Annotated in this window: 24 protein-coding genes; all 24 read left to right on the top strand. The window is 34.1% G+C overall.

Going from position 1 to position 25171, the window contains the following annotated elements; genetic code table 11:
- The first annotated feature begins 496 nt into the window (after positions 1 to 496).
- Complete coding sequence (gene mreB, locus OCV48_RS08275; protein ID WP_021982598.1) at positions 497 to 1489, top strand: rod shape-determining protein; 993 nt, start codon at positions 497 to 499, stop codon at positions 1487 to 1489.
- A gap of 37 nt (positions 1490 to 1526) precedes the next feature.
- A complete protein-coding gene (locus tag OCV48_RS08280; protein WP_147591644.1) occupies positions 1527 to 2309 on the top strand; it encodes a flagellar hook-basal body protein in 783 nt (260 codons plus the stop codon).
- A gap of 17 nt (positions 2310 to 2326) precedes the next feature.
- Positions 2327 to 3145, top strand: coding sequence for a flagellar basal-body rod protein FlgG (gene flgG, locus OCV48_RS08285; protein ID WP_021982596.1), 819 nt, complete (start codon positions 2327 to 2329; stop codon positions 3143 to 3145).
- Between the two features lie 33 nt (positions 3146 to 3178).
- Positions 3179 to 3535: a rod-binding protein gene (locus tag OCV48_RS08290; RefSeq protein ID WP_021982595.1), complete on the top strand. Its 357-nt coding sequence runs from the start codon at positions 3179 to 3181 to the stop codon at positions 3533 to 3535.
- Between the two features lie 48 nt (positions 3536 to 3583).
- Positions 3584 to 5797, top strand: coding sequence for an SF1B family DNA helicase RecD2 (gene recD2, locus OCV48_RS08295; protein WP_021982594.1), 2214 nt, complete (start codon positions 3584 to 3586; stop codon positions 5795 to 5797).
- The gene (locus OCV48_RS08300; protein ID WP_262559438.1) at positions 5770 to 6525 is read left to right on the top strand and encodes a ComF family protein; all 756 of its coding nucleotides are present in this window, start codon (positions 5770 to 5772) and stop codon (positions 6523 to 6525) included. Before recD2 ends, OCV48_RS08300 begins: the two co-directional genes overlap by 28 nt.
- 38 nt (positions 6526 to 6563) lie before the next feature.
- Positions 6564 to 6977: a hypothetical protein gene (locus OCV48_RS08305; protein WP_021982592.1), complete on the top strand. Its 414-nt coding sequence runs from the start codon at positions 6564 to 6566 to the stop codon at positions 6975 to 6977.
- 682 nt (positions 6978 to 7659) lie between these two features.
- Complete coding sequence (gene flgM / locus OCV48_RS08310) at positions 7660 to 7932, top strand: flagellar biosynthesis anti-sigma factor FlgM (protein WP_147591645.1); 273 nt, start codon at positions 7660 to 7662, stop codon at positions 7930 to 7932.
- Between the two features lie 41 nt (positions 7933 to 7973).
- Entirely contained in the window at positions 7974 to 8483 is a 510-nt protein-coding gene (locus OCV48_RS08315) for a flagellar protein FlgN (RefSeq protein ID WP_147591646.1), read from the top strand.
- Between the two features lie 99 nt (positions 8484 to 8582).
- Positions 8583 to 10334 (top strand): flagellar hook-associated protein FlgK, encoded by a 1752-nt coding sequence (flgK, locus tag OCV48_RS08320; protein WP_262559439.1) that lies wholly within the window; start codon positions 8583 to 8585, stop codon positions 10332 to 10334.
- A gap of 16 nt (positions 10335 to 10350) precedes the next feature.
- Positions 10351 to 11871: a flagellar hook-associated protein FlgK gene (gene flgK, locus OCV48_RS08325; protein WP_147591648.1), complete on the top strand. Its 1521-nt coding sequence runs from the start codon at positions 10351 to 10353 to the stop codon at positions 11869 to 11871.
- A gap of 288 nt (positions 11872 to 12159) precedes the next feature.
- The gene (locus OCV48_RS08330; protein ID WP_147591649.1) at positions 12160 to 13653 is read left to right on the top strand and encodes a flagellin N-terminal helical domain-containing protein; all 1494 of its coding nucleotides are present in this window, start codon (positions 12160 to 12162) and stop codon (positions 13651 to 13653) included.
- A 24-nt stretch (positions 13654 to 13677) separates the two neighbouring features.
- Complete coding sequence (gene fliW / locus OCV48_RS08335) at positions 13678 to 14145, top strand: flagellar assembly protein FliW (RefSeq protein ID WP_147591650.1); 468 nt, start codon at positions 13678 to 13680, stop codon at positions 14143 to 14145.
- Entirely contained in the window at positions 14146 to 14364 is a 219-nt protein-coding gene (gene csrA, locus OCV48_RS08340) for a carbon storage regulator CsrA (RefSeq protein ID WP_021982585.1), read from the top strand.
- 73 nt (positions 14365 to 14437) lie between these two features.
- Positions 14438 to 14866 (top strand): flagellar protein FlaG, encoded by a 429-nt coding sequence (locus OCV48_RS08345; RefSeq protein WP_147591651.1) that lies wholly within the window; start codon positions 14438 to 14440, stop codon positions 14864 to 14866.
- Positions 14867 to 14906: 40 nt separating this feature from the next.
- Positions 14907 to 17144, top strand: coding sequence for a flagellar filament capping protein FliD (fliD, locus tag OCV48_RS08350; RefSeq protein ID WP_147591652.1), 2238 nt, complete (start codon positions 14907 to 14909; stop codon positions 17142 to 17144).
- Positions 17145 to 17184: 40 nt separating this feature from the next.
- Positions 17185 to 17556 carry a flagellar export chaperone FliS gene (gene fliS, locus OCV48_RS08355; protein ID WP_021982582.1) on the top strand — a complete coding sequence of 124 codons (372 nt, stop codon included), beginning with the start codon at positions 17185 to 17187 and terminating at the stop codon, positions 17554 to 17556.
- A gap of 27 nt (positions 17557 to 17583) precedes the next feature.
- On the top strand, positions 17584 to 18066 hold the full coding sequence (locus OCV48_RS08360; RefSeq protein ID WP_147591653.1) for a hypothetical protein: 483 nt from the start codon (positions 17584 to 17586) through the stop codon (positions 18064 to 18066).
- A gap of 199 nt (positions 18067 to 18265) precedes the next feature.
- On the top strand, positions 18266 to 19078 hold the full coding sequence (locus OCV48_RS08365) for a flagellin N-terminal helical domain-containing protein (RefSeq protein ID WP_147591654.1): 813 nt from the start codon (positions 18266 to 18268) through the stop codon (positions 19076 to 19078).
- Positions 19079 to 19279: 201 nt separating this feature from the next.
- The gene (locus OCV48_RS08370) at positions 19280 to 21460 is read left to right on the top strand and encodes a motility associated factor glycosyltransferase family protein (protein ID WP_147591655.1); all 2181 of its coding nucleotides are present in this window, start codon (positions 19280 to 19282) and stop codon (positions 21458 to 21460) included.
- 4 nt (positions 21461 to 21464) lie between these two features.
- The gene (locus OCV48_RS08375) at positions 21465 to 21812 is read left to right on the top strand and encodes a hypothetical protein (RefSeq protein ID WP_147591656.1); all 348 of its coding nucleotides are present in this window, start codon (positions 21465 to 21467) and stop codon (positions 21810 to 21812) included.
- Positions 21813 to 21871: 59 nt separating this feature from the next.
- The gene (gene pseB / locus OCV48_RS08380) at positions 21872 to 22873 is read left to right on the top strand and encodes a UDP-N-acetylglucosamine 4,6-dehydratase (inverting) (RefSeq protein WP_147591657.1); all 1002 of its coding nucleotides are present in this window, start codon (positions 21872 to 21874) and stop codon (positions 22871 to 22873) included.
- A 36-nt stretch (positions 22874 to 22909) separates the two neighbouring features.
- On the top strand, positions 22910 to 24049 hold the full coding sequence (gene pseC, locus OCV48_RS08385; RefSeq protein WP_262559440.1) for a UDP-4-amino-4,6-dideoxy-N-acetyl-beta-L-altrosamine transaminase: 1140 nt from the start codon (positions 22910 to 22912) through the stop codon (positions 24047 to 24049).
- A gap of 26 nt (positions 24050 to 24075) precedes the next feature.
- A complete protein-coding gene (gene pseI / locus OCV48_RS08390; protein ID WP_147591658.1) occupies positions 24076 to 25122 on the top strand; it encodes a pseudaminic acid synthase in 1047 nt (348 codons plus the stop codon).
- The last annotated feature ends 49 nt before the right edge of the window (positions 25123 to 25171 follow it).

Here is a 25171-nt window from a genome sequence, read left to right on the forward strand (position 1 = left end):
TATAAACTAATCGTTAATCAATTGTTAAAGATATTTATATATGCAAATTTATTTATACAGATGATTTAATTCTGTTATGTATGTACGAAGTTTGGGTTATATATATCAGTAAAAAATCAATAATAAAAATACTCAAAAATGCCTAAAAATTATTGAAAATGTAAAAATGTAAAAAAAATGTGAATTTCTCAAAAAAGTTCTTCCATATTTTAAAGATATTGTATATAATTAGACAAGGTATCTCATAAAATAAGTAGATTCAGAAACTGATAACCATAAAATTTATATTTATGGTTTAATATTTTTTTGTAAATTGCAATATCATATTTACAGATAGCTGAAAGATAAAAATTATTGAGAGATAGTTAAAGATAGATAATTATTATAAGAGATAGTTAAAATTACTTGATTATGACTAGACTTTAAATAGATTTAATCATTTATTCGATTTATTCAATTGAAGAATTTGATGGAAGAGATTTGAAAGGAGATTTGTATGTTGACTACAGATATTGGAATTGATTTAGGAACAGCTAGTATTTTAGTATATATTAAAGGTAAAGGTGTAGTATTAAAAGAGCCTTCAGTTGTAGCATTTGACAGAGATACTAATAAGATTAAAGCTATTGGTGAAGAAGCAAGATTAATGATAGGTAGAACACCGGGTAATATTATCGCAGTAAGACCATTAAGACAGGGTGTTATTTCTGATTATACAGTTACAGAGAAGATGCTTAAGCATTTTATCCAGAAAGCAATCGGAAAGAGAACATTTAAGAAGCCAAGAATCAGTGTATGTGTACCAAGTGGAGTTACAGAAGTAGAGAAGAAAGCTGTAGAAGATGCTACATTACAAGCTGGTGCAAGAGAAGTTGCAATTATTGAAGAGCCTATAGCAGCAGCTATTGGTGCAGGAATAGATATAACAAGACCATGTGGAAATATGATTGTCGATATAGGTGGTGGAACGACGGATATAGCTGTTATTTCACTTGGCGGAACTGTTGTAAGTACATCTGTTAAGATAGCAGGCGATGATTTCGATGAAGCAATCGTAAGATATATGCGTAAGAAACATAACTTATTAATTGGTGAGAGAACAGCCGAAGAAATCAAGATTAAGATTGGCTCGGCATTCAAGAGACCGGAGGTTGTAACTCTTGATGTAAGAGGAAGAAATCTTGTAACAGGTCTCCCTAAGACTATAACAGTTACTTCAGATGAGACAGAAGAAGCATTACGTGAGACAACTTCACAGATAGTTGAAGCAGTTCATGGTGTGCTTGAGAAGACTCCACCAGAATTAGCAGCAGATATTGCAGACAGAGGAATTGTCCTTACAGGCGGCGGATGTTTATTACAGGGATTAGAAGAACTTATAGAAGAGAAGACAGGTATTAATACAATGACAGCAGAAGACCCAATGACAGCAGTTGCTATCGGAACCGGTAAATTCATTGAATTTTTAAGCGACGGTCCTACAGAATAGGTTATGAGGATGCCAGAGGGCAGAATGGAGAAGGCGAATGGTACGAGGACTTTACACAGCTTATACCGGAATGTTAAATCAGCAGTATAGATTAGATACAATAACGAATAATCTTGCAAATGCGACTACAACCGGATATAAAAGAGAGGGTGCAACATCAAGAGCGTTTGATGATGTACTTGCTATTAAAGTTAAAGACAGTTCAGTAGGTTATATCAACCAGAACATTGGAAAGATGAGTCTTGGTGTTAAAATTGGCGAGAATTACGTTGATTATTCACAGGGATCGTTGGTTGAGACTGAGAACACATATGATTTAGCATTAGAGGGAAATGGATTTTTCTCTATATTATTCACAAATAAGAATGGTGAAGACGTAGTAAAGTATACCAGGGACGGTAGTTTTGTTACAGATGCAGAGGGAACACTTAGAACTAAAGATGGTGACTACGTGTTAAATGATGCAGGAACAGAGATTGTTGTGCCTGCAGATGCCGAAGAGGTTCTTGTAGATGAATTAGGAAATATTTATGCAGATGGTGAATATGTAGATACACTTGGAATAACTGATTTTGAGGATTATAATTATCTTGCTAAAGATACAGGTGAGAATTATCTTATAGCTGTTGATGGTGCTACAGAGACAGAATGGTCAGGTAAGATACATCAGGGATATACAGAAGCTTCTAATATCAATGTTGTATCAGAAATGGTTGAGATGATAGAGATAGCAAGAGCATATGAATCTAACCAGAAAGCTGTTAAGACTATGGACGAGATGATGAGTAAATCGGTTAATAATGTTGGTAAATTAGGATAGAAAGGGAGGTACATGTTATGGTAAGGTCATTATGGACAGCTGCATCAGGAATGAGAGCGCAGCAGACAAATGTAGATACAATATCAAACAACTTTGCAAATGTTAATACAATAGGTTACAAGAAAGAAACAAATCAATTTAAGTCGTTATTATATCAGACAATCCAGGCAAAGACTACAAGTGCAAATGGTGATACAAAACCAGTAGGTGCACAGGTAGGCTTAGGTGTAAAGAATGCGGCAATTACATCAATATTTAAACAGGGCAATATTAATACTACAGAAGTAGATACAGATTTTGCAATTGAGGGTAAAGGATTCTTTACAGTTCAAGGATTAGACGGCGAGACATATTATACAAGAAATGGTGCATTTAACTGGGCAACAAGTACAAGTGGTGGCGTTGTTTTAGCTAATTCAGAGGGACTTCCTATTTTAGATGCTGATGGTAATACAATAGAATTTGATACAGAAGAATATGATGTATCAGAGATTTCGATTGATAGCAATGGTAATATATGTTACCCTGATGAAACAGGTAATCCACAATCGTTAGATATTAAGATTGGACTTGTACAATTTGCTAATCCATCAGGACTAGAGAAACAGGGAAACACATTATATAAAGCAACAGAAGCTTCAGGTGAAGCTGTATATGAAGATGAGAATACATTAAAGAAAAGTAAATTACATCAGGGTTGCTTAGAGGCTTCAAATGTACAGGTAGTAGATGAGATGGTTAATCTTATTGTGGCTCAGAGAGCTTATGAACTTAACTCTAAGGCGATAACTACATCAGATACAATGATGCAGCAGGCTAACCAATTAAAGAATTAAGGATATTGTATATCCGAAAGGAATGATAGATAGATGAGTATGTCTATAGATAACTATGTAGGTCAGTTAGGAGACCTGTATAACAATGCTAATAATACTACAGCAAGTAAATTAGAGAATTCATTATCGACTGATTATGCTAAAGCAAGTGATGAAGAATTAATGGAGGTATGCAAACAGTTTGAAGCATATTTCCTAGAGCAGGTTATGAAAGGAATGGAGTCAATGATTCCTAAGAGTGATGAGGACGAAGATTCATCAATGACCCAGACAGTAGATTTCTTTAAAGATACAATGTATCAGGAACTTGCAAGTAAGAGTACAGAGACACAGGGCTTAGGACTTGCACAGACTTTGTATGAATCGATGAAACGTGAATATAAAATTTAAAGATACAATTTATAAAGCAAACAATACATAAGAAGTGGAGCTTGAACTATGGAAAACGTAAAGGGGTATATAGAGAAAATTGTATATAGAAATGAGGAAAATGGCTATACGGTTATGTCTGTCAATGCTGACGGTGAAGAGATAACCTGTGTAGGCATTTTTCATTATATCGGAGAGGGAGAATATTTGGAACTTCAGGGAGAATACATAGAACATCCATCGTACGGCGAACAATTAAGTGTTAAAGAATATGAGATAATTGCACCAGAAGATGAGATTTCAATGATTCGATATCTTGGATCTGGAGCAATTAAAGGTGTAAAGATTTCGACAGCGACGAAGATAGTAAATAGATTCAAGAAAGATACTTTCAGAATTATGGAAGAAGAACCTGAAAGGCTTGCAGAGATAAAGGGAATAAGTCTCAACAAAGCTAAAGAGATAGCTATGCAGATGGAAGAGAAGAAAGATATGCGCAAAGCTATGATTTTTCTTGGACAATATGGAATTTCAATGTCGCTTGCGGTTAAGATATATAATTTCTATGGACCGGGACTCTATGATGTAGTAAGAGTCAATCCATATAAAATGGCAGACGATATAGACGGAATAGGTTTTAAAATTGCAGATGAAATTGCATCGCACGTGGGGATAAATACAGACTCGGATTTCAGAATAAAAAGTGGAATATTATATGCGCTTCAGCAGGCAGGAATAAACGGAAATGTTTATCTGCCCTATAATCAGCTCATACGTCAGGCTGAGGAATTACTTGGTCTTACTGAGGTGAATTTAGATAAGCATTTAACAGATTTATCTATAGAGAAAAGAATTATAATACGTGAAGAAAATGATGAAAAAGTCATATATTCATCTAAATTCTATTTTACAGAATTGAGCATTGCCAGATACCTGAATGACTTAAATGTAAGTTCGAAAACAGATGAGAAAAAAGTTATAGAAAAATTAAATGAAATAGAAGATAGTGAAGGGATTGCATTGGATGAGATGCAGGAGAGAGCAGTAATAGAAGCTGTCAAATGTGGATTGCTAATAATTACAGGTGGTCCGGGAACAGGCAAGACTACAACAATTAAAACGATAATCAGATACTTTGAGAATCAGGGAATGGAGATTTTACTTGCAGCACCGACAGGCAGGGCAGCTAAGCGAATGAAAGAAACGACAGGCTTTGATGCAGTAACTATACACAGATTATTAGAACTTAATGGCAATCCTGACGAAGGACAGAATGGACAGTTTGAGAGAAATGAATTAAATCCTTTAGAGGCGGATGTAATTATAATAGATGAGATGTCGATGGTAGACATTTTTCTTATGCAGTCATTGCTTAAAGCTATAACAGTTGGTACAAGGCTGATTCTTGTAGGTGATGTGAACCAGCTTCCGTCAGTAGGTCCGGGCAATGTACTTAGAGATATAATTATGAGTGAAACATTCAATGTAGTGTGTTTAGAAAAGATTTTCAGACAGGCTGCAAGTAGTGATATCGTAATAAATGCCCATAAGATTAATAGAGGTGAAGAAGTGAATTTAGCTAAGAAAAGCAATGATTTTCTATTCATAAGAAGAGAAGATGCTGACAGCATAATAAATGCAATGCTTACGCTTATAAGAGAAAAGCTGCCACCATATGTAGATGCAGATGTAAATGATATTCAGGTGCTTACGCCTACGAGAAAAGGATTATTAGGTGTGGAACGTCTGAACTCAATTCTGCAAAGGTTTCTTAATCCGCCTGATAAGACAAAAATTGAGAAAGAAATGGCAAATTGTGTATTTCGTGAAGGCGATAAGATAATGCAGATAAAAAATGATTACCAGATTCAGTGGGAAATGAGAGGTAAATATGGAATTGCCGTTGACAGTGGAATGGGCGTATTTAATGGTGATGTCGGTATTATAAGAAGAATTAACAATTATACTGAATATTTAGAAGTTGAATTTGAAGAAAATAAATTTGTAATGTATAGCTTTAAACAATTAGACGAGTTAGAGTTAGCCTATGCTGTAACCATACATAAATCACAGGGAAGTGAGTATCCAGCGGTTGTTATGCCGATGTATCCGGGACCTAGAATGTTAATGAATAGGAATCTTCTATATACAGCAGTTACCAGAGCGAAGAAATGTGTATGCATGGTTGGAGTACCTGAGGTATTTGTGCAGATGAAAGCTAATGACAGAGAACAGACGAGATATTCAGGACTTAGATGGCGAATAAAGGAACTAGTGAGGTAAATATGGGATTAGGGATAGATTTTAATATAGACATTAAAGGAATAATATTTCCAAGGAGATGTCCTATATGTGATAAGATATTGGAATTTAATGGGAAATTGATATGTGAAAAATGCAGGAATAAATTAGTATATATTAACGAACCCAGATGCAAGAAATGCGGCAAGCAGTTAATTAAAATGGAGGATGAATATTGCTATGACTGTAAGATGAAGAAACATTTGTATAAAGAGGGAGTGGTTCCGTTTATGCATATCGGTGAAATTAAGAAATCAATATATAAGATAAAATATTGTAATAAAAGGGAATACATAGATTTCTATGCAGATGAAGTGGTAAACAGATATGGCGGTATAATAAAGAATTGGAATTGCGACGCATTAATACCGGTACCACTTCACAGACAAAGAAGGCTGAAACGAGGATATAACCAGGCTGAAATTATAGCTGACAAATGTTCAAAAAGGCTTGGCATACCTGTTAGAAAAGGCATTTTATTAAGAACAAAGAATACAAAACCACAGAAAGAATTAAATGATATGGATAGAAAGAAAAATCTGGAAAATGCTTTTAAAATAGGCAAAAATGTAGTAAGATTAAGTAAAGTTATATTGATAGATGATATATATACTACAGGAAGTACAATAGATGCGTGTGCAGCTGTTTTACTTAGGTCAGGCATAGAAGAAGTATATTATGTGGCATTAAGTATTGGAACCGGATATTAATTAAATCTGGAGAATACAGGCAGAAATGGAGGACAACAATGGACGTAAAAAATTGTAAGGAATGTGGGAGATTATTTAATTATATCAGCGGACCAAGACTATGTCCTGCCTGTAGGGATAAACTTGAAGAAAAATTTGCACAGGTCAAGAAATATATAGAAGACAATAGAACAGCACAACTTCAGCAGATTTCAGAAGATAATGATGTAAGCATACAGCAGATTAAACAGTGGGTAAGAGAAGAAAGACTTGCATTTACAGAAGATTCGCTGGTCGGAATAGAATGTGAGCGTTGTGGCTGTACCATAAGAACAGGAAGATTTTGTGAAAACTGTAAGAAGACAATGGTTAATACCTTAGGCAATGCATATAAGAAAGAATCACCTATGATGCAAAGGAATCAGAGATATGACAGAGATGAAAGAGCGAAGATGAGATTCCTGGATAAATAGATGTTTTAGTGACTTTTCTGGTTATATGAGTTTATTTAATGCATGAACTAAAAACTATATGTCCGTCTATGACATAGACGTGATTTATAACATATCGTATGTAAGTTAATGCCGTCAGATGCAAAAGGACGGAGCAGTAAATCAACATTTAAGCGAAGTATGTTTGATTTACTGCTCCGTGATATCGTTTGCATAGGACGGCATTTATTTACTTACCAGGAAATTTCGTTGAAATTGTCCTGGTAAGTAAATAACGCTCCGCGAGGATCGCACTGCGGCGGAACAGAAAATGTTGCTAGAGCAACCCGCCGCAGGCGGAGAATGTCGCAAGCGACATTCTGTATTCCTTACCAGGAAATTTCGTTGAAATTGTCCTGGTAAGTAAATAACGCTCCGCGAGGATCGCACTGCGGCGGAATAGAAAATGTTGCTAGAGCAACCCGCCGCAGGCGGAGAACGTCGCAAGCGACATTCATTATTCTAGAGGAGTTTTATTAGTTTATCTATAAAGTAAATTTAAACTTTGCCGATATTTAAAATATAGCTAAATATAAATTAAGAGAATTTAGCATAATTATTATAGTAATAAATCAGATATGGAAAGAAAATTTTAGATATTGAAAAAACTTAAGTAACCAGAGATTTTAATATCTGACTACAAATTTGCAGGGAGGCGAATATTATGCGTATTGATGCTTATAACCAGATATCACAGATTTACCAGACGAATAACAAGTATAAGACACAGAAGACAACATCGGTATCAGCAAGAGATAAAGTAGAGATTTCTTCAATGGGCAAGGCTTATCAGACAGCTAAAAGTGCAGTAAATGAAGTTGCGGATGTAAGAGAAGATAAGATTGCTGATATTAAGTCAAGAATTGACAATGGAACATATAATGTAAGTGCAGAAAGCTTTGCAGACAAATTATTAGAAAAATATCAGGTATTATAGATTATAATTAGATAAATGCCTATAGATAAAGGAGAGATTCGGTGGCTAGTTTAATAGAAGAATTAATAGATACATTAGATTTAGAAAATAATGAATATACGGAGTTACTTGAACTCTCTAAACAAAAGACACCTATTATAATTAATGGTGAAATTGAAGCTTTAAATAATATAACTGCGAAAGAGCAGGAGCATACAGATAAGATTGCTGCTCTTGAGAATAAAAGAACACAGGTAGTAGAAGATATAGCTACTGTATTGAACATGGATGTTAAGACAATTACAGTAAAGAAGATTATAGATTTGTTAAATGGGCAGGAAAAAGAACAGAATGCATTAGCAGAGGTTCATGACAAATTAAAGATGACATTGAATGACATGGCGGTCATAAATGACATGAATAAGCAGTTGATTCAGGAGTCACTTGAGTTAGTTGATTTTGATATTAATTTTCTCAATAGTCTTAATCAGTATCCTGAGACAGCGAATTATAATAGAAATGCTTATAATGCATCAACTTATGCTAATTCTACATTTGATGCGAAGAACTAACGTGTTAATATAATAACCTGCTTATGAATTTTATTAACGGATACTATAATATTCTAAGAGCAGATTGACAGCAAATATTGATAACAAATGGAGGAAGCCATGGCAGGAATGACAAGCATCTATGTCGGGGTGTCAGGATTGCAGTCAGCACAGACGGCATTAAATACTACGACACATAACCTGGCTAATGTATATACAAAAGGATATACGAGACAGTTATCCTTTACAAGTGACAGAACATATAATAATATCGGAAAAAGTGCAACAAGCAGTATGCAGGTTGGTTTAGGTGTTGCGACATCAGTTACCAGCAGAGTAAGAGATATTCTTCTTGATGCTAAATATAGAAAAGAAACCGGACGACAGGGTTTCTATGATGCCAGATATGAGGCAGTATCTGAAATTGAGACAATAATAGGAGAAACAGAAGGTGTAAAATTTCAGAATACATTAGAGGATTTATGGTCATCAATAAGTGAGATGGCGAAGACACCTGATAGCATTGTGTCAAGGTCGGAATTAGTTATGAATGCGGAGACATTTTTAAACAGGGCGAAAGGCATCTATGACGGACTCGTAGATTACCAGAAGAATTTAGACAGTAAAGTTCAGACAACAGTAGATAGGATTAATGAGTTAGGAGATAAGATTAATGCACTCAATTTAAAGATTTCAGGAATTGAGGCAGGAATTGAGAATGCGAATGATTTAAGAGATACAAGAGATTTATATTTAGATGAGTTATCTAAATATGTAAATATTTCATATGTGGAAGACGAGAGTCATTATGTATCAGTTAAGATTGAAGGAGTTCCGTTTGTTACAGAGGGCGGTGTGTTCCATATAGATACAATGAAATTAGACAGTGATAAAGGCTCTACATATTTATCATGTGTATGGCCATACCTTGATAATCAGGAAGTATTTAACTTAGAAGTAAAGATTTCCACATCAGAGAAGAATGATATAGGAAGCCTCAAAGGTTATCTTCTTGCAAGAGGCGATTTTGCAGCAAAATACACAGATATTCCGGAAGTAGCAGATTATGATGTATCTACACCGGACGGACTTAAGGATTATTTAGCAGCAGTAGATAAATATAATGCAACAGTTGATTGCTGTGATGTGACTAAAGCACAGGCATTATTTGATAAGCTGGTAAATGGAATCGTAACAGCTATAAATGATGTGTTTAGTCCTACTACAGATGAAGTACCTGATGGAGTTACGGAATATACAGATGCAAATGGTAATATTTACGATGCTACAAAGGTGAAGATTTTAGATATGACAACTTCTACAGGTGATGATGGCAAGATGCCGCCTGAGGAGTTATTTTCAAGGGATTACACAGACAGATTCATAGAAGTAACAGGTAATGATGGTAATACATATTATGTCTATAATGAGCGTAATACATTTGGTTCGGAATCATTGTATACAATTTCTAATATAAATATGAACCAGACTATAATAGAGGACTATTCGAAATTACCATTTAAGACCTTAGAAGGTGACAATGACCTTGATAAAGGTAAGAAATTGGCTGAGACATGGGATAATAATAAGATGTGTCTTGACCCAAGTAATATGGCTAAACTTGATTTTAAAGCTTTCTATAAACAGTTTGTATATTCGATAGGTAACAAAGGTGATTTGTATAATTCAATGGCATCTAACCAGCTTACGACTACTAATGAGGTGGATAGCAAGAGGTCAGAGATTAATGGAGTTTCATCAGAAGATGAATTAGCTAATATGATTAAATTCCAAAGTGCATATAATGCATCATCAAGATATGTTTCAACAATTGCAGATATGTTAGAGTATATTATCGAGAGATTAGGTTAGGATAGGAGGCAGAACAATGGCATCAACATTTTTTGGATTAAATATTGCGACATCAGGAATAAGTGCTGCACAGGCAGGATTATCTACGACTATGCATAATGTTGCAAATGAGAATACAAAAGGGTATTCAAGACAGCAGGTTTCGCAGTCAGCAGCTAATGCCATAAGATTTTACACCTCTTATGGAATGCTTGGCGCAGGAGTAGAAGTATCAAAGATATCCCAGGTAAGAGATTCTTACTATGATGATAAATACAGATATAATCAGGCTAAAGTAGGGGAATATACATCCAAAGATACATATGCATTACAGATAGAGGATTATTTCAATGAGTTTGAAACTGATGGATTTATTGTAGAATATGAGAATCTTTTCGATACATTGAAGTCTATGCAGGGAAATCCGTCAGAATTGACATACAGAAATGAATTCTTAAGCAGCTGTCAGACAATAGCAGAATATTTCAATGACATACAGACTAAACTTACTAATCTTCAGCAGGAAACTAATACAGAAGTCAGTAACTTAGTAGACAGAATTAATACTATTTCGTCGCAGGTTGCATCACTTACGAAACAGATTAATACAGTAGAACTTACCGGTGCAGTCGCAAATGACTTAAGAGATAAACGTGAATTACTGCTTGACGAATTATCAGAGATAATACCTATTGAAGTGACAGAAAATATTGGCAAGAATGGTAATTCGGAATTCGATGTTAAGGTTCAGGGTGTGACACTGGTTGATACATATGACAGTATGCAGCTATATACAGTTGAAAGAGAGAATCCAAAGAATTCAATGGATTCACCGGGGCTTTACGACATATATTTCCAAGGTACAAAATTAGATGTGCAGGCAATGGGACTTTCAGGTTCGCTAAGAGCCGCACTTGATGTACGTGATGGTAATAACGGAACAATTGAAGAAGGCAATCCTGATTGTGAGGCTATTAAGTACAAAGGAATACCACATTATGTGAATAAGATTCAGGTATTTAAAAAGACAATAACTAATCTGTTTAATGACATACATCAGAAGAATACCAGAAAAGATGAAAATGGTAATGATGTACCTGCTAATTATAACTTATATGGTAATACTACAGAGAATTTACCGATATTCAAATTGTCAGACAATGGAGTGCTTACTGTTAATCAGGAGTTAATAGATGATCCATCATTACTTGCAGCTTCAGAATATCCTATTAACGATGGTAAAGAAGATGCAGGACTTATAGATAAATTTATAGCACTTAAAGATAAACAGGCATTCAGCAATTATACGGCAAGTGATTTCTTGCAGAGTATAGTATCAGAAATCGCTGTAGATGTTAAGAAAGCACAGACATTTGAGAAGAACCATGCCAATATCCAGAAGAGCATAGAGAATCAGAAAATGTCAGTGTCAGGTGTCGATGGAGATGAGGAAAGTATGAACCTTGTTAAGTATCAGGAGGCATTCGAACTTTCGTCAAAAATGATATCGGTTATGCAGGAAATATATAATAAACTTATAAACGAAATGGGGGTATAGTGTGAATGAATTATGCTGATGCGCTAATTCATTCACACAGCTAATTGTATCGCGGGCGCTACAATTAGCCATATATGGCAGATAAGAAATTGCATACGCAATTTCTTATCGCCCATTCGCGACAAGTCGCTCATAAATGAGGTTAATGTGAAATAATTGCACTGATGTGGCAATTATTCCACACAGCTAATTGTTCGCAGGCAAAACAATTAGTATATATCGCAGAACTGAATTTGAAATTCAGCTCGCGGTTCCTCTGGAATATATGCCTGCGGAATGGAGTAAGGTATGAGAATTACAAATGGAATTTTGATAAATAATTCATTAAACAACATTAATAATAATAAAACTAATATGGATACCCTTAATACGCAGCTTGCATCTGAGAAGAAGATTCAGAGACCATCGGATGATCCTATAATTGCAATCAGAGCATTAAGATTTCGCTCTACTTTATCAGAGATAAATCAGTATCTATCAAAGAATATACCTGATGCAGAGTCATGGATGACTGAGACTGAAAGAGCACTTGAGAATACTGTAAAGGTATTAAGTGATATAACAGAATATTGTAACCAGGCTGTTAACGGATATTATGATACAACTAATAAGAATACTATAGTAAGCCAGTTAAAAGCATACAGAGACCAGATATATAGTGATGCTAATGCAGATTGTGCCGGAAGGACAATTTTTACGGGATATAAAACTGATGGAACTCTTACATTTACAAGTGATAATGAAAAAAAGTATGAGATTACACAGAAATTTAATGATAGTGCAATTGGTACTGTGAATAAAGTATCTAACGGATTAGATATTTCAGGAATAAATGATTCTACAATAGCAGGAACGGATATTTCAGCCATTAAATTGCCTACCCAGGTAACAGCTTATAGAATAAGACTTGGCTATGATAAGTTAGAAGCTGGCTCGGGTGCAGTTATAAATCTTACTGAGACAGGTGAGAGCATTACTACTGTTACTAAGACTTCTACAGACATCGGCTCATATGAACCTGGAGCAGGCGAAGCATATTATCTTGCAGATACAGGCGAATTGATTCTTGGTAAAGATGTATATAAGAAGCTGTCAGAGGCAAAAGCCGATTCAGAGGGTAATAGTTTTAAGATAACCTACACCAAAAAAGGTTTTAATAAAGGTGAACTTGATCCAATTCAGTATTTCGACTGTGTAGACATGACAGATGATAATCCTGATAACTGGGTAACATATACGAATAGAAAACAAGATATTAAATATGAGATTAATTTCAATCAGGACATAAAGATTAATACTCAGGGTAAAGAAGTATTTAATCAGGATATGACAAGAGACTTGGACGATATCATTGAAAGTGTTAACTATGCAATGAACGTCGAAGAGAAGAAGTCGAGAATAGAGAAAATGTATAATTCGGCTAAGGAAGGCAGCACAGAGCAGAAGAAATACAAAGAATTACTTGATCTATGTGACAGAGAATTAGATTTCGCAAAGAAGAATATGGAGAAAGCATTTACATATGGATTAAGTGTGTTTAATAAACATCAGGATTCGGTCAGCTTAGCAGAGGCTGATGTAGGTGCCAGACTTAAACGATTAGAACTTAACGAAAGCAGACTTTCAGATCAGCAGACAACAGTTAAGAAGCTGATGAGTACAAATGAAGAGATAAATGTTTCAAATATAGCAATTAAGATTAAAGAAGCAGAAAGCATTTACGATGCATCACTTGCGGCAGCATCTATGGTAGTGCAGAAGAAGTTATTAGATTTCTTATAAAATGTAATGGAGGCGTGACTATATATGAAAATCGAGACAAGATTATTTGGGAATATTGAAATAGATGTTAATAAAATTATTAATTTCAGCGATGGAATCATAGGATTCGAAGACTTAAAACAGTTTATGATAATGCATGATGCAGAATCGGAGAAATCTAAGATATTATGGCTTCAGTCATTAGATGATGGAAACATTGCATTACCTGTGATTGACCCGCTTATGATTAAGGCGGATTACAATCCTGTTGTTGAAGATGAGTTATTTAAAAATATTGGTGAATTAGTGGATGGAGAAATATTTGTACTTACTACACTTACAGTGCCGGCAGATATAACTAAGATAACCACTAATCTAAAAGCACCTATTGTAATTAATCCGGTCACTTTAAAGGGCTGCCAGATAATAGTGGATAATGATGATTATGTCGTTAGATACCCTATATATGATATATTAAAGTCATCAAAGGTGGCAGATAAGGAGGGCGAATAGATGCTTGCATTATCAAGGAAAAAAGACGAGGCAATTGTAATTAATAATAATATAGAGATAACTGTATTAGAAGTGAAAGGTGACCATGTGAAACTTGGTATATCTGCACCAAAATCAGTGCCAATATATAGGAAAGAAGTGTATTTACAGATACAGGAATCGAATAGGGAAGCAGCTGATGCATCAGCAGTAGAAGGATTAAAGAAATTATTTGAATAACTGTTAAATATTTATATAAAAATGTCGATAGATAATGTAATAAAGAATGAATTTCACATGGAGGTGAATTGTTATGGCAATTGAAGGCGTAACAGGTGCAGCAGCAACATATCAGGCAGCACCACAGATAACAAAGGTAGAGAAGCCGGAAGCGGCTCGTACAGTTAGCGGCTTTTCAGGAGCCGAAGGATCTGTCAGCGAGATTAGTAAAGATACAAGGATAGTAGAGAATGCTAATAATTCATCATTAGATAGCAATACTGATGGTAAAGGCAGGCAGATGTCAGAAGAGACTATGAAACAGACGCTTAGTGATATTAATAAGAAGCTAAGTAATACGGAATGTGTATTCGGAGTGCATGAAGCAACTAATCGTGTAACTATACAGATAGTTGATAAAAACACTAAAGAAGTAATTAAAGAGATACCGCCAGAGAAGACTTTGGACATGATTGCTAAAGTATGGGAATTAGCAGGTATCTTAGTAGATGAAAAGTTATAAACTACATTATTAACTATTAGTAGTAGAAAAGAGGTAGAATATGGGCAGTAATGTATCTATATCAGGACTTGTTTCAAATCTTGACACCGATTCAATTGTTAGTGCGTTAGTATCAGCATATTCCACAAAGAAAGATAAATATGTAAAGGCACAGACTAAACTTGAATGGAAGCAGGATGCGTGGAAAGAATTAAATACAAAGATATATAGTTTCTATAGTGGTACATTGTCATCACTTAGATTTTCTAATGCATTTTCTAAGAAAGCATCATCTGTAGACAGTACAAAGGCTACAGTTAAGGCGAGTAGCGATGCTGTATCAGGTACGCAGAAACTTAAGATTAAGCAACTTGCTAAATCAGGCTATCTGACAGGTGCAGTTGTTAAATCAAGTGACGGAAGTAATACAAAACTTACAGGCTCATCTAAGTTATCAGAACTTGGAATAGAAGATGGAAGCAGTATATCTGTTAAGGTTGGCAATACAGAGAAGACAATTACACTTAATGGAAGTGATAGTGTTAATACAGCAGTGGCAAGATTAAAAGAAGCAGGGCTTAATGCAAGCTTTGATGAGACTAACCAGAGATTCTTCGTAAGTTCCAAGACAAGTGGCTCTGAGGGAGAGTTCTCAATTATAGGCGCTAATTCATCAGGCTTAAAAGCACTTAGTGGTATGGGACTTAATTCAGTCACATCTGCAGATGTTGAATCATACAGATATTGGGCTGCACTTACAGATGATGATATAAGCAACTTTACAGACACAGATTATACTAAGCAGAAGACTGCATTGTATGATCTTACAGATGAAGTGTCTATGAATAAACTCAAAGATACATTGAGATCTACACTTGAGAAGGCTAATGAGAGCAATGAGACTTTAGGCAAGGCTAATAAGTTAATCGATTATAAATTAGATGCAATAAATGAAGTATCGGGCTTGTCATTAGAAGATAGAAGTGCACTTATCAGTAAAGCAGCTGAGAGAATGACAGAAATTTCATCAAAGAAAGAACTTACCGATGAAGACAAGGCTGAGTTAGAAGAACTTCAGGCAAAACATGAGATATATGTTGCTTCTGCAAATGCTACATTTAATGTAGAAGCGGAGAAAAAGAAATATGAAGATGAGAAAACAGAGAATCAGAAGATAATTGATGCAAATGTTGCGACTATAGATACAGCTAATAAGGCACTTGCTGATAATGACGGTTTTACAGCATATGTAAATGGTCTCAATGATGATATAACTAAGAAGAATGCAGAGTTAAAAGAGACAATATTAGATAATTACAATACTAAGAGAAGTAATGCTAAAGAATTTGTTAAGGCATATGACATTGTAAATGATGCAAATGCTGATAAGACAAGCGATGAATATAAGAATGCATTACAACTCATAGGTGATAATTCAGGTTCAGGAACAGGTGCAGTCCGTATTCAGGGACAGGATGCTATTGTAGAATTAAATGGTGCTACATTTACATCTGCATCTAATAACTTCCAGATTAATGGATTGACTATTACGGCAAACCAGTTAACAGGTGCTGATGAAGAAATATCTATCACAACAAATACAGATACACAAGGTATCTATGATATGATTAAAGGCTTCTTCACAGAATATAATACACTTATCAAGGAAATGGATTCTTTATATAATGCAGATTCAGCTAAGGGTTATGAACCACTTACTGATGATGAGAAAGAAGCTATGACTGATAAAGAAATAGAGAAATGGGAAGAAAAGATTAAGAAAGCATTATTAAGACGTGATGATACATTACAGTCTGTATCGGATTCTGTTAAGAATGCATTCCAGAAGAGTTATGAGATTAATGGAAAGAAGTATTCTTTATCTTCATTCGGTATAAAGACCGGAGGATATTTCACATCAGGCGATAACGAGAAATCAATATTCCATATTGATGGTGATTCTAAAGATTCAACATCATCAGGTAATACAGACAAATTAATGGCAGCAATTGCTTCAGATCCTGATACAGTATGCGAGTTCTTCAATAAACTTGCAGATGGTGTATATGCTGAATTGAGTAACAAGATGAAAGGTACTACACTTAGCAGTGCATATACAGTATATAATGACAAATCAATGAAGAACGAGTATAATGAATATACTAAGACTATAAAGAGCTGGGAAGAAAAGATAGAGTCATATGAAGAAAAATACAGAAAACAGTTTACAGCAATGGAAAAGGCATTAGCAACACTTAATTCTAACAGTTCTTCATTAACAGGTCTATTAGGTTCCTGATAGTTAATAATTTAGAGAAGGTTGAAAAGGAGAAGACAAGATGTCATTTGGCAATCCATATGCTAATTATGCAAATACGAAGATACAGACAGCAACTCCTGCTCAGTTGACATTAATGCTTTATGACGGAGCTATTAAATTCTGTAATCTGGCTATAAATGCAGTTGAAGAAGGACAGATAGAAATGGCTAATACTAATATTAAAAAAGTTGAGGCTATAATTGCAGAGTTTAGAGCGACACTTAATTTTAAATATCCTGTAGCAAAGGATTTCGATAACGTATACGAATACCTCGGAAGAAGACTCTTAGAAGCAAATTTGCACAAGGATAAGGAAATATTAGAAGAAGTGTTATCTCATCTGCGTGTTATGAGAGAAACATGGACAGAAGTTATGAAACAGAGCAAATAGCAAAGAGAAGCGGGGTGATTAAACTTAATGGAGAATGGTAGAGAATATTTATCTATTTTAACAGAGAGTTTAAAAAAGAAGATTACTATATTGGATGAAATATTACTTCTTAATCAGAAACAGTTAGAATCTGTATCAGGTAATGAAATAGATGATGATTTATTCAATGAAATAATAGATAAGAAAGATATATATATTAAGGAAATCAATAATCTTGATAAAGGTTTCGAACAGGTATATGAAAGAATTAAGAGTGAGATAACTGGCAATACCGATAAGTTTAGTAGTGAAATAGCTGTATTGAAACAGCTTATCTCGCAGATTACCGAGAAATCGATGGAAGTCCAGCTTAGTGAGAAGAGAAATAAACAAGCAGTCCTAAAGAAGATGAGTGAAGAAAAGACAAAGATTCATCAGACCAGGAATGCTAATAAAGTGGCATCTAATTATTATAATAATATGAATAAGGTCAATTATGTAGAACCACAGTTTATGGACAAGAAAAAATAATTAAAAAAATATACAAAAAAATTAATTTAGGTATAAAGTATTCGGTACATATGCCGATATAATATACAAGTAAAACAAATAAGTAATTTACTTATGTGACGGGAACGATGGAGCGTACGGCCGGAGGGAAAGTTACACAACAAAAAAAATTAAGTAATCAGTAGCATGGAAGCTACTGCATATTCAAGGAGGAATTATTATGGTAATACAGCATAATCTTACAGCAATGAACACTAACAGACAGTTAGGTATCACAACAGGCAATCAGGCAAAATCAACAGAGAAATTATCTTCAGGTTACAGAATCAACCGTGCAGGTGATGATGCAGCAGGTTTAACAATTTCAGAGAAGATGAGAAGCCAGATCAGAGGTCTTAACAAAGCTTCTTCTAACGCAGAAGATGGTGTATCTTTAATCCAGACAGCTGAAGGCGCTTTAAATGAAGCTCATTCAATTCTTCAGAGAATGAATGAATTATCTACACAGGCAGCTAACGATACTAATACAACATCTGATAGAACAGCTATCCAGAAGGAAATCGATGCACTTACATCAGAACTTTCAAGAATTGCTTCTACAACACAGTTCAATACAATGAACTTACTTGATGGTAAATTCACAGGAAAGAATCTTCAGGTTGGTGCTCTTGAAGGACAGAAGATTTCTATCTCAATCAGCACAATGAATGCTAAGGCACTTGGTGTTGCTAGCTTAGATGTTACATCATTCACAAAAGCTGGTTCAGCTATGACAAAAGTTCAGAAGGCTATCAGCGCAGTATCTACACAGCGTTCAGCTCTTGGTGCTTTACAGAACAGATTAGAGCATACAATTGCTAACCTTGATACAACATCTGAGAATACAAGTGCAGCTGAATCTCGTATTCGTGACGTTGATATGGCTGAAGAAATGGTTGAATACAGCAAGAATAACATTCTTGCACAGGCAGGTCAGTCAATGCTTGCACAGGCTAACCAGTCAACACAGGGTGTTCTCTCATTATTAGGCTAATTAAGAGTACTATCATAAAAGAAAAGGATCATACATCATTTGATGTATGGTCTTTTTCTTTTGTATACTTGTAAAATGAATCTCTATAATTAATTTTAATCAGATTGAGGCTGATCAATGGGAAATAACATATAACAAGGTATTATTATTAATATCATATATGCCGATATATATTACAGTGTAAAAAGATAGGAGAAGCTAATGAATAATACAATATATGAAGAGAATGTGAAAGCATTTGAAATAAAATATAACAGTATATATAAATACCTTACGGATAACGAAAATAACAGTTTATATAATATCAAGGACGTATTATGGGATATATCAGCATCAGAAGAAGATATTATGGTTATAAATAGAAATGGAAGGTTATATTATCTGAACAGCAGATATTCAGATGAAGAATTTGCTAAGAACTGGGCTAAACAGTTTGAAGGTGACAACTATAAAACCGTATATATAATTTTTGGACTATCAAATTTCAGATGTGTAAAAGAATTGATAAAAAATGTAGGTAAAGAAAGTGCTATATTATTATATGAGCCCGACAAAAATATATTTATGAAGGCGATTGAGAAGATTGATATTACGGATGTTATAAAAAATGACGAAGTGGTTTTATGTATTAATGGAATAAATGATGAGGTTTTTGGTGAATTTGTAGCTATTGTTATGAATAATTATGCGTTAATGAGACTTACAAAATATTGTTGTATGCCTAATTACGATAAGTTGTATCCTGAGATATGGAGAGATGTTATTAGAAATATAAAAGAAAAATATGAAAGTGTAATACTTAGCAGAAATACAGAGATATTAATGGCATCGGAGTTTATAAGAAATAAGGTATCTACATGTAGGGATATAATCAGAGAATATTCAATAGTACAATTAAGAAAAGAGCTCTATAAGATTAAAAATATAAAAAATATTCCGGCAATAATTGTATCCGCAGGACCATCTTTGGATAAGAATATTAATGAATTGAAACAGGCGAAAGGAAAAGCATTTATATTAGTTGTGGATACGGCATTAAAAGCACTTTTAAAAAGAGATATAATACCTGATTTGATAATCACAATTGATTCGCACAAACCACCGGTATTATTTATGCATCCTAGATTCAAAGATATTCCTATGGTGGTTTGTGATTGTTCGAATTATGAGCTATATTTATTTCACAAAGGAAAAAGGTTTTACTTTTCTGAGACTGATTCATATATATCATATATATACGAAAAGGGTACAGGTGAAAAACTATATCCGACTGAAACAGGTGGCTCCGTTGCAAATAATGCATTTTCACTTGCAAATATATTGGGATTTAAAAATATTATATTGGTGGGGCAGGATTTAGCATATACAGACAAGAAGAAACATACTACGGATGCATATGGTAATAGTGATGATAATTTATTAAAAGATAATAAGAAATATTTTGAAGTTGATGATGTATATGGAAATAAAGTATATACTGAATCTAATATGAATCTGTATCGTAAGTGGTTTGAATCGCAGATTGTCAGATATACTGATTTGAATGTAATAGATGCTACAGAGGGTGGGGCTAAGATAGAGGGCAGTGAGATAATGACTCTCAAAGAAGCGATTGAACGAGAATGTAAAACGGATATAGATTTTGAAAAAATAATTGCAGAGATAAAACGACTAATTACTGATGAAAAGGCGGATGAAATATTACAAGAAATTGACAATATGCCTGATGATCTGTTATCTGAAAAGGATAAGCTAAAGAAATATAAACGTAAATATGAAAAGTTAGAGGAGTTATCACGTAAGGGCAAAGTCGCAAGCAAGGAGTTTAACAAACTTGTAGAGGAAATTAATGAAATTACTGAATATATAGATAATAAAGAACTGTTAAAATTAGCAAATGTCTATGAAAAGAATACAGAATTTGAAGTATTAGGAAATGTATATCACACTAAGGATTCAGTTAAGGATGAAATAAGAGATATATCTAATAATGGAATAAAACTAATGGATTCATACATACGAGGAATTGATTGCCTGGTAAAAGATTTAAAAGAATGGAAGAGCAATTTAGGTGTAGAAACAGAAAAAAGTCTTATAGAATCATTATCAGCAATAGAAAATATTAATAATGCTGCCAAGAATGATGATATGAAAACAGTTAATGATAATATGAAAATCTTTTATAAAGAAATCGTTCATTGTATAAATTATATGAAAGAAAGTAACATAGATGAATGGAAGAATATAAAGGATATTCTGGATGAGATTGTTGAGAAAGACAGTCAGGCTAAGATGTATGAGATGAATGATATATTACAGAATAGGCTATGCGGACTGATGAAGAGTCTGCTTGATAGAAAAGTATATTTGACGGAGGAATAGAAATATGAGTGAAAAGGTTAGATATATGGAAGAAATACTAAATAAAATAGATGATATATATATATTATTGTGCCAGGGTGATAAGAAAGATGGCTTTGAAAAACTCAATGGTATGATGAATGAACTCACAAATATACTTGGTAAGATACTTAATAGTAAAGAAATCTTTAGCAAGCTTGAAGTGGAATTCCCGGAAGAAGTTGTTATCCAGCAGATAAATAATCTGGCTGATGCAATTGAACATAAGGATACAATACTTCTTACGGACACGCTCAATTATGAGATAAAGAATACATTATTATTCTATATTGATGTTATTAATGAATTGGAAAAAAACAATATTATGGTATAATAATATTAATGCGATAATATACGAGATATTTTAGAAAATTATGAAATGAGGTACAGAATATGCTTAATGGCAAGTCTATATTAATTACAGGTGGAACAGGTTCGTTTGGAAATGAATTTACAACATATGTGTTAGAACATTATAATCCGGAGAAGATAGTAATATATTCAAGAGATGAATTTAAACAGTTCCTTATGGCGGAGAAGTTTAAGAAATATGCTGACAAATTAAGATTTTTTATCGGTGATGTCAGAGATGAAAGTAGATTAGAAAGAGCGTTAAATGGAATTGATTATGTAGTTCATGCGGCAGCAATGAAACAGGTGCCTGCCTGTGAATATAATCCATTAGAGGCAATTAAGACTAATATTGATGGTGCAACAAATGTAATTAATGCATCACTTAATAAGGGTGTGAAAAGAGTAGTTGCACTATCTACCGATAAAGCAGTTAATCCAGTTAATCTATATGGTGGAACAAAATTAGTGTCAGATAAGTTATTTATTTCAGCTAATGCATATGCAGGTAAACAGGATATTAATTTCTCACTTGTAAGGTATGGTAATGTTGCAGGAAGTCGTGGTTCAGTAATTCCGTTCTTTGATGAATTGATTAAGAATGGTGCAAAAGAACTTCCGATAACAGATTTCAGAATGACAAGATTCTGGATTAGCCTAGAAGAGGGTGTAAAACTTGTTATTAAAGCATTATCAGAAGCAAGAGGTGGAGAAACATTTATTTCTAAGATTCCATCATTCAAGATAACAGATTTAGCTAAGGCAATGTTACCTGACTGTGAACTTAAAGAGGTCGGAATAAGACCAGGTGAGAAATTACATGAGATAATGGTTACAAGAGAGGATTCATTACATACATATGAATATGATAAACATTTCATAGTATATCCTCAGGTTAACTGGTGGAATGAGAGCAAAGTAATACCAGGTGGTAAGAAACTTGAATATGGTTTTGCTTACAGTTCAGATAATAATACTGAATGGTATTCTGTTGAAGATTTAAAGAAATTAGTAGAAGAACAGTATTATAATAAGAAACATTAATAGATAACTAGAAGAATAGATGGAGGCTGATGCAAAATGGAAGGTGCTATGCATTATATACCATATGGTCGTCAAAGTATAAATGAAGATGACATAAAAGCTGTTGAAGAAGTGTTGAAATCAGATTTTATTACGACAGGTCCAAAGATTGCTGAATTTGAACGAAAATTTGCTGATTATGTAGGTGCAAAATATGCAGTTGCAGTATCAAATGGTACAGCAGCACTTCATATTGCGTGTATGGCAGCAGGAATAGGTAAGGGTGACGAGGTTATTACGACACCTATAACTTTTGCAGCATCAGCCAACTGTGCATTATATTGTGGAGCCACTCCTGTATTTGCAGATATTGACCCTGTTACATATAACATTTCACCGGAGTCAGTGGAATGCCATGTTACAGAGAGGACGAAAGCAATAATACCTGTACATTATACCGGACAGACATGTGATATGGATGCAATTCACAAGATTGCTGATAAGTATAATCTTATCGTAATTGAAGATGCTGCACATGCTGTAGGTGCTGAATATAAGGGAAAGAAGATAGGTTCACTTTCTGATATGACAGAGTTTAGCTTTCATCCGGTAAAGCATATAACATGTGGCGAGGGTGGAATCGTTACTACGAATAGAGAAGATTTATATGAAAAATTAAAACTTTTCAGAACACATGGTATAACAAGAGAAGAGAAGTTCTTACATAAAGTTGATGGACCATGGTATTATGAGCAGATTGACTTAGGCTATAATTACAGAATAACTGATATACAGGCAGCGCTTGGAATAAGCCAGTTAGGAAGAATAGATAAATTCTTAGAGAAACGTAAGAAGATAGCTGCAAAGTATGATGAGGCATTCAGAGACTTTAATGGTATAGAGATACCTAAGCAGGCTGAATATAGTAATAGTGCCTATCATTTATATGTAATTAAGGTTGATAAATCGATTAGAAAAGCATTATTTGAATATCTGCGAGCTAATAATATTGGCGTAAATGTTCATTATATTCCAGTGTATACATTTCCATATTATAGAGAACATGGTTATGAGAATGTAAAATGCGAAAATGCTGAAAAACTCTATGAGTCAATAATTAGTATTCCGATTTATTATGACCTGAGTGACGAAGAACAGGATTACGTAATAGATAAGATAAAAGAGTTTATGAAATAAACATTGATTGTGGAATGGAGATTAGTATGAACAAAGAAATACAAATTGGACGTAAAGTAATATCTGAAAGTAGTCCTGCTTATATTGTTGCTGAGATGTCAGCAAATCATAATATGGACTTTAACCGTGCAAAGGAAATAATAAAGGCAGCAAAGGAATCAGGTGCAGATGCTGTTAAGATACAGACATACACACCGGATACAATTACAATAGACAGCGATATGCCTGCATTTATAACGAAAGGAATCTGGGAAGGCAGGACTTTATATGAATTATATGGAAAAGCATATACTCCGTGGGAGTGGCAGAATGATTTAAAAAGTTATGCAGATGAATTAGGTATTGATTTATTCTCATCACCATTTGACCCAACAGCGGTAGATTTCCTAGAAAAGATGGATGTTCCGGCATATAAAATAGCTTCATTTGAGATAAATGATATTCCGTTAATAAAAAAGATAGCAAAACTTGGTAAACCTATTATTATTTCAACTGGGATAGCGTATCTGGAAGATATTGATTTAGCTATTCGAACATGTATAGAGGCAGGAAACGATAATGTGATTCTTCTAAAATGTATATCATCATATCCTGCACCTTATGAAGATATGAATCTAAAAGTAATTCCTAATATGAAAGAGACGTTTGATTGCATATGTGGACTTTCAGATCATACATTGGGAACTGAAATAGCAGTTGCTGCAACTGCATTAGGCTCTAAGATGGTTGAAAAACATTTTACATTAAGACGAAGTGACGGTGGAGAAGATTCACAGTTCTCTATGGAGCCGGCTGAATTTGAGAAGATGGTTACAGAGATAAGAAATGTCGAAAAGGCATTAGGAAAAGTGTCATATATGCCAAATGCAGGTCAGATAGAAAGCAGGATATATTCACGTTCTTTATTTGTTGTTAAAGATATAAAAGCAGGTGAAGTAATTACAGAAGAAAATGTACGTTCAATAAGACCTGGAATAGGTATGCATACTAAATATTATGAACAAATTTTAGGTCAGAAGGCAAGATGTGATATAGCTAAAGGTACTCCGATGGATTGGAAATATATAGGATAGAAATATATGTATATAGTACAGTTTATAAGAAGCCTATCATCTAAACTAA

Source organism: Bovifimicola ammoniilytica, from assembly GCF_025567085.1.
GTDB lineage: Bacteria > Bacillota > Clostridia > Lachnospirales > Lachnospiraceae > Bovifimicola > Bovifimicola ammoniilytica.

Excerpts from the sequence above, each read along its gene's own strand:
- mreB (WP_021982598.1), top strand. The coding sequence starts at position 497 with ATGTTGACTACAGATATTGGAATTGATTTAGGAACAGCTAGTATTTTA.
- OCV48_RS08280 (WP_147591644.1), top strand. The coding sequence starts at position 1,527 with ATGGTACGAGGACTTTACACAGCTTATACCGGAATGTTAAATCAGCAG.
- flgG (WP_021982596.1), top strand. The coding sequence starts at position 2,327 with ATGGTAAGGTCATTATGGACAGCTGCATCAGGAATGAGAGCGCAGCAG.
- OCV48_RS08290 (WP_021982595.1), top strand. The coding sequence starts at position 3,179 with ATGAGTATGTCTATAGATAACTATGTAGGTCAGTTAGGAGACCTGTAT.
- recD2 (WP_021982594.1), top strand. The coding sequence starts at position 3,584 with ATGGAAAACGTAAAGGGGTATATAGAGAAAATTGTATATAGAAATGAG.
- OCV48_RS08300 (WP_262559438.1), top strand. The coding sequence starts at position 5,770 with ATGGCGAATAAAGGAACTAGTGAGGTAAATATGGGATTAGGGATAGAT.
- OCV48_RS08305 (WP_021982592.1), top strand. The coding sequence starts at position 6,564 with ATGGACGTAAAAAATTGTAAGGAATGTGGGAGATTATTTAATTATATC.
- flgM (WP_147591645.1), top strand. The coding sequence starts at position 7,660 with ATGCGTATTGATGCTTATAACCAGATATCACAGATTTACCAGACGAAT.
- flgK (WP_262559439.1), top strand. The coding sequence starts at position 8,583 with ATGGCAGGAATGACAAGCATCTATGTCGGGGTGTCAGGATTGCAGTCA.
- flgK (WP_147591648.1), top strand. The coding sequence starts at position 10,351 with ATGGCATCAACATTTTTTGGATTAAATATTGCGACATCAGGAATAAGT.
- OCV48_RS08330 (WP_147591649.1), top strand. The coding sequence starts at position 12,160 with ATGAGAATTACAAATGGAATTTTGATAAATAATTCATTAAACAACATT.
- fliW (WP_147591650.1), top strand. The coding sequence starts at position 13,678 with ATGAAAATCGAGACAAGATTATTTGGGAATATTGAAATAGATGTTAAT.
- csrA (WP_021982585.1), top strand. The coding sequence starts at position 14,146 with ATGCTTGCATTATCAAGGAAAAAAGACGAGGCAATTGTAATTAATAAT.
- OCV48_RS08345 (WP_147591651.1), top strand. The coding sequence starts at position 14,438 with ATGGCAATTGAAGGCGTAACAGGTGCAGCAGCAACATATCAGGCAGCA.
- fliD (WP_147591652.1), top strand. The coding sequence starts at position 14,907 with ATGGGCAGTAATGTATCTATATCAGGACTTGTTTCAAATCTTGACACC.
- fliS (WP_021982582.1), top strand. The coding sequence starts at position 17,185 with ATGTCATTTGGCAATCCATATGCTAATTATGCAAATACGAAGATACAG.
- OCV48_RS08360 (WP_147591653.1), top strand. The coding sequence starts at position 17,584 with ATGGAGAATGGTAGAGAATATTTATCTATTTTAACAGAGAGTTTAAAA.
- OCV48_RS08365 (WP_147591654.1), top strand. The coding sequence starts at position 18,266 with ATGGTAATACAGCATAATCTTACAGCAATGAACACTAACAGACAGTTA.
- OCV48_RS08370 (WP_147591655.1), top strand. The coding sequence starts at position 19,280 with ATGAATAATACAATATATGAAGAGAATGTGAAAGCATTTGAAATAAAA.
- OCV48_RS08375 (WP_147591656.1), top strand. The coding sequence starts at position 21,465 with ATGAGTGAAAAGGTTAGATATATGGAAGAAATACTAAATAAAATAGAT.
- pseB (WP_147591657.1), top strand. The coding sequence starts at position 21,872 with ATGCTTAATGGCAAGTCTATATTAATTACAGGTGGAACAGGTTCGTTT.
- pseC (WP_262559440.1), top strand. The coding sequence starts at position 22,910 with ATGGAAGGTGCTATGCATTATATACCATATGGTCGTCAAAGTATAAAT.
- pseI (WP_147591658.1), top strand. The coding sequence starts at position 24,076 with ATGAACAAAGAAATACAAATTGGACGTAAAGTAATATCTGAAAGTAGT.